Origin of the sequence: Anaerotardibacter muris (genome assembly GCF_943192915.1) — a bacterium.
Classification (GTDB): domain Bacteria; phylum Actinomycetota; class Coriobacteriia; order Coriobacteriales; family Eggerthellaceae; genus Anaerotardibacter; species Anaerotardibacter muris.
The window spans coordinates 186,048-192,248 of the sequence record NZ_CALPCD010000001.1; the positions used below are offsets into that span (position 1 = coordinate 186,048).

Below are 6,201 nucleotides of genomic sequence, written 5' to 3' on the forward strand. Positions count from 1 at the left end.
ATTGCTAGTCAAGAACGGTCCGTACACCTCCTCGGTTTTATCCGAGGTGGTGCCAGCATTCTGATCTGCACTCTCCTCATCACAAGGAGTAGCAATCACGTCGTCAGCCTTGCTATCGCTACCAGTTGGAACCGCACTCTGATTGTTATCAGTAGCGTTCTCGTCGGTAGAACCAGAAATAGCACCGTTGCTATCAAGGGTGCTATCATCGTCAGTATTTGAATCGACGGTATCCTCACCCTTATTCAGGGTGCTATCAACGTCGTATTTGGTATCCTCTGCGCTAGCATCGGAATCGGAATCGCTGTCTTTATCGTTTATAGAGGACTTATTATCACCCGCTGTATAGCTGCTATCAGCCGCCCCAGAAACGACGTCGACCCCGGTATTCGGGGTCGAAGTATACGCATCTTGTTGTTTGTACGCAGGGGGCGTAGTGGGTGTGTCCGGCGCTTTGTTCACCGACTTGCTGCTATCAGGCTTTGATAGCAGGATTTCCTGCGTTGGGGAAGCGGGACCGCTTACCTCTGCTTCTTCTGAAGCGTACGCAAGAGAAGGCATTGCGAACAATAACGCTACCGCCACGATTAAGGCGGCAATAAGGGATGCCACAGGTCCGCGGCGCTTAGCTGCGGGCACAGCAGTAGATGTGCTAGCGCTAGCCAGCTCCATCTGCTCTCTGTTCATGCAGTCTTGCATTCACGTTCCTGTTCTTGCATCACGCCCCGGTCTGAGATCCTTCCCTCAGAGCCGAGACTCCTTTGGACTCTTCGCCTAGGCGTAGACAGCCCACCCCTAGATCGAAGTGTTTGACATTCTACGCCGCGTTTCCGCGCCTGTCCAGCTCATTGCGAATAAACGCGGCCTTGGCGCGGCAAAAAGCGCGGGTGTTTCCCCAGGTGACGGATGACCGTTCTTGAGGTCCCGCGCCAGCGTTGATCGCAAAACACTCCTCCGCGCACCTTGGCGCGGGGTGGCGCGGCAGAGCTTCCGCGCCAGGCGCGGCCCGATGGTTTTAGGCATATTGACCTGGAAAAAGACCTGCGCGGCTCTCAGGCGGCTTCTGAGGGCTTCTGACCCACCCTTCTGATGGGATTGGATCGGGGCAGCGCGGTATATGACGAATCCGCCGAATTTTTGACAACTTGGGGGCAAAAATGGACGTTTCTTCACATTTCCTCCACAACTAAAGCCCCATTTTGGGTCGATCTTGACGGTTTCACAACAGTGCTACCAAGGCCGATCTGGGCGGTTTTGAGGGCCTTCCTGAGGGCTGATTTAGGGCCTGTTTCGGAGATGAAAATGGGCCAAAAACTGACCTGTTTTGGCACCAAATAAGCTCCTTCTCGTCTACTTCTGACCTGGGGTTATAGCATGTATAGCATGCTGCTAGAGTGCTATAACTTGCTAGAATTGATGGGATTTGGGCAAATCTAGGGTATTCTGGGGCAAACTTTGGCCGAAAACAGGCGTGTTACTACGTGTTCTCCCCTACCCTCGCAAAGAAATTTACAAGATTAATCTTGTGCAACGACATAATACGTGGTAAAAGGGCATCTCCTGTGCATGGGTCGGATATTGATCGATTCGGCGGCCTCTGGAGGGTCTGATATACGAAAAAAAGGACCATTTAGGTCCCTTTTTGATGCTCGAGTGTCTGTAAGGCTCTGTAATCGATTCTAAGATGCCCTTATTTACGCAATGATTAAGTTACTCATCCTGGTTTATTATCGCGCCTTATACGGCATTACAGAGGGTCAATTTTGAGATAAAGCCTTAAAAGATGGAAGAAAGATCAATTGGAGTTAATGGGGACAGGATAAATCCTGTCCCCATTAAGTTGGACCAAATCCTGCCTCGTTAATGAGTGACTATATCTGTAGGAGCACCCAAAGGGCGTAGAAGGTTACCGAGAGCACAGCCGAGCCTGCAACATAAGCCATTATGTGCTTGGCCTTGTATTGCTCAATGGCAAGCGTAGTGCCCTTCAATTCGTCGTAACGATCCACCATACGCTTTCGCATGAGCAGCAGCGCAACAGCAGCCGCAGCGAAAAGGCTTGCAATGATCAGCAGCAGGTAGCCAATAGGACCAGAAGAACTGTGCTGAAGGTTGTTCGTAGTAGAGAAGGGAGACGAAGCTAAGGGGTTCACGTCATCCAGAATGGTGGTCTCTTCGGCAACAGGAGCTTCATCTGCAGTGTCTACCGCACTGTCAGGCACGGTATAAGACGGTGCAGGAACCGCCAGAGCAGGGTTCAGAAGCGATGCCAGGCCTTCAAGGACATTTCCAGGAGCTTGCGTGCCTTCTTCAGGTTCCTGAGGCTGATCCGCCACTACATTACCAGGCTGATCAGGCATTTCAGGGGTATTAGGAGTATCTGAAGGTGCAGGATTCACAGGAGCTGCAGGTGCTTCAGCGATATTCACGATGGTTTGAAGCGGATCAGAGGTGATACCGGCACGGGTAACAGTGACCACGACTGGAACATCGCCATTGGTCACTTCGGTGAATTCAGCGCCGATGTTTGCATCCACGCCCACCACACGGGTCTGAACTTCGTTGCCATACTTATAGGTGATGATGTCGCCATCAACCACGCCACGTGGGGCAACATAGTGCTTAGCACCTGTGTAAGTAGCGTTCAGAGGATCAATACCGGCAGCATAGAATGCTTCGAAGTCGGGAGTGAAGACGATATTCACCACGTTTGAAGCAGGATCTGCGGAGATCTCCAAAGAAACAGCCTGGCCAAAGGGCGAATAACCTTCGGGAAGCTGGCTGTTCAGCTCACTGGGAGCAATCTGAAGCATAGTGCCATAAGGACGGGTGCCTTCGGTAGTAGCGATAAGGTTCTCTTCATCAATAGAGCCCTTGTAGTAGTTCACTGTGTAAGCAAAGCGTCCAGGCTGATAGACCACGTTCAGCACGTTAGCAGCTTCGTCGTAGCCGATAGTGGTAGTGCCCGAGAGCACGCCAGGGGCAACATAGCCTTCAGGCAGATACGCGCCATCGGTATAAGGGGTGGCGCTGAGGTAGGTTGCCGTACCAGCATCGGTTCCCAGAAGGTTCTCTTCGCTCACGGAGCCCTTGTAGTAGTTCACCGTGTAACCAAAGGTTCCCTTGGTGTAGACCACGTTCAGTACACTCTCTTCAGGAGTAAGGCCGATGGTAGAAGCACCAGTGACCTGGCCAAACACATAGCCAGCAGGCTGATATGCGCCTTCAGTATACGGAATAGCGTCGCCCAGCGTGCCATAACCCGTAACAGAGTTCAGCAGCGTACCGCCTACTTCATCAGCGTAGTAATTGACCGTGTAGGTGAGCTGAGTCTTAGTGGTGTAGACCACGTTCAGGATGTTCTGAGTTTCGTCAGTGCCCACGAAAGTGGCACCAGAGACATTCACATCAGATGCGTTGTATCCAGCAGGAACGAATGCGCCTTCAACATAAGCAATGGGGCTGCCATACGCTGCCCTACCCTGCGTGGTACCCAGGTAGTTCGCGCCATCGATGGAATCGACATAGTAATTGACGATATAGCCATATTCAGCACGGTTGGTGTAAACCACGTTCAGCACGTTAGCTGCAGGGTCGACCGTAATGGTGCGTGCACCCAAGATCTGAGCTTCTGCAGCATAGCCATTAGGAAGATATTTGCCCAGTTCATAAGGGATTTCCTGGTCAAGTGCTCCCGTGGAGGAATCCGAACCCAGGAAGTTCGCGGGATCAACGGAATCGCGGTAGTAGTTCACCGTATAAGCAATATCAGAGCGCTTGGTGTAGACCACGTTCAGTACATTACGGCTGGGATCAGCGGTGATGTTGGAGATATACAGGCTCTGATCGATAGGCTGATAGCCTTCGGGAAGGAACAGATTCGCATCGATGTTATAGACTGCGTAGCCAAAGCGACCGCTGCCCGTGAAGGAATCGATGAAGTTCTCTTCAGAGACACTGTCCTTATAGTAATTCACAGTGTAGTTGAAATAACCGCGTTCGTAGATGACCTTCATGGTGTTCTGCGAAGGGTCTGCGGTCACTACCATGGTGCGTGCATCTTCATTAGTGAAGCGCACATAGCCTTCGCCAGGGAATGCCCTGTTCAGAAGACCTTCGTCAATAGTGATGGTAGAGCCATAGGTTGCCGTGAAGGTGTAGGTACCCGAAGCGTTGGATGCATACAGGTCATTATCACGCCAGTAGCTGATGCTGCATTCGATCTGTGCACGCTTGAACACGATATCCATGCGGTTCTGTTCAGGATTCGCCTGGATATCCATGGTGATGCCTTCGGTAAGAGCTTCATAGCCCACCTGCGGCAGATAGGAGTTCAGGAATACCGTATCGAAGGAGACCACGCTGCCGTAGGAGGCGGTTTCAGCATAGCTTGCGATGAAGTCCCTACCCTCTTCAGTTTCAGCGTAGAAGGAAAGCTGATAGGAGAGCTGCTGGGGTTCATAGACCACCAACAGGGTGTTCTCTGTAGGATTAGCAGAGATGGTGAGGTACTGTTCAGCCTCAAGAGCCTGATAGCCCTCTTCTGGCAGATACTGGTTCAGGAATTCAGCATCGAACACATACGTGTCGCCTGCGTCGCCAATACCCACTTCAGTGCCGAGCAGATTTTCTGCAGCAACAGAGCCCTTGTAGAAGCGCACCATATATTCAAGATCGGTGAGCTTGACCTGATAGTGCACTTCGAACACGTTTTCGTTCGGATCTTCAGAAAGGACCAGGCCATACAGTGCTTCAGCTGGTGCATAGCCTTCCTCTGGAAGGAATTCGTTGGTGATCTCAGAAGAGATGTTCACCACAGGGCCGTAGATGAAGTGCTCTTCATGCACACCCAGCAGATTGCCTTCAGCATCGAAATAGTTGATCTTGTAGCCGTAGGTGGGCTTTGCGACCTTATAAGGGGAGTCTGAGAAGATCTCTCCCATACCACCTGCGATAACTTCGATAGTGCCTGTTACGGCGCCGTATTCATCGCCTGCAGGATCGTCCGCTTCAGTAACAGTATAGCGAGCCGTATAGGTGGTGGATTCACCTGGCTGCAGTTCACGAGGAGTTTCCCAGTCGCCTTCGATGGTCATGGAGCTGACGGGGTTCGCATGAACATCGGTAAGGGGTTCATAGCCATTGTTGATAACTTCGAACGTGAAGACCACTTCGTAGCCTGGCAGTGCGAAGTCCACATCAGGACGATAGGTGCCTGTTTCATCGAACAACACTGCCTGGATGTTCACATCCACATTCACATCAGCTGCACTGCTATTGGGAGGCGTGATGAGCACGCTACCCGTGCCATAGGCTTCCAGAGAGCCGCAGGAAGCAGTGACGAGATGCGTTACATACGGTTCATCGCCATAAGCGATGTAGGGATCAACTTCGATGGTAGCGGGGATGACCATGGTCTGGCCCGCTTCAAGGCTAAAGCCTTGTGGAAGATCGAGCTGATAGCTGATGCCTTCGATGATGATAGAAGAAGAGAGCGTGATGTTGTCGAAGGTTTCATCAGTGGAATTGACCAGCTTGATGGTGTAGGTGATAACACCTTCAGTATAGTAAGCTGCATTGGCCTCCAGCGTGAAGGGAGCTTCTTCGGTGTCCCCTTCCTGGGTGCCTTCTTCAAGTTCATCTTCACCTTCGGTGCCTTCAGAACCGCTGCCCTCCCCTGCTTCAGGATCGGTGGCATCAGTTTCGCTAGTGACTACTGCATCTTCTTCACTAGAAGCAGCTGCGACGTCTTCAGCAACCGCATTGCCATCCACGGCAGTAGACAGCTGGGATTCCAGACTGTCTACTGCGGTGGAGCTGTTTCCGGCACTAACAGCTTCTTCGGATGGCTGAACGGAGGTTTCATCTGCCATAGTGGCTGCATAAGCAGGGGTACCAAAGAGCGTGAATGCCAAGGTGAACGAAACCAGGCAAGCCAGGGCTCTTTTCATGAGTTCTGATCTGTTCGCAAGTGCTTTCATTTGAGCATTTACTCCTCTTTGTTCCTACCACGCGATGTCAATTATACCGTATATGCTATGACTTCGCTATGACTTTACTGAAACTTTTTTCGTTCAGCCTTAAACTTGTCCATTACCTGGGGAAATATATCTCCTCAAACTTACCAGGATGAACGATCCGATACAGTTAGCATGCTGGATAGCATCTGCTAGCTCTATTAGATCGTGTCGCCTCCTTTGT

Annotated in this window: 1 protein-coding gene; it reads right to left on the minus strand. The window is 51.4% G+C overall.

All coding sequences use genetic code 11. The features are described 5' to 3' along the window. Window positions 1-1,871: 1,871 nt before the first annotated feature. The gene (locus NFR25_RS00820) at window positions 1,872-5,981 is read right to left on the minus strand and encodes a DUF7507 domain-containing protein (protein WP_251197353.1); all 4,110 of its coding nucleotides are present in this window, start codon (window positions 5,979-5,981) and stop codon (window positions 1,872-1,874) included. Window positions 5,982-6,201: the final 220 nt, after the last annotated feature.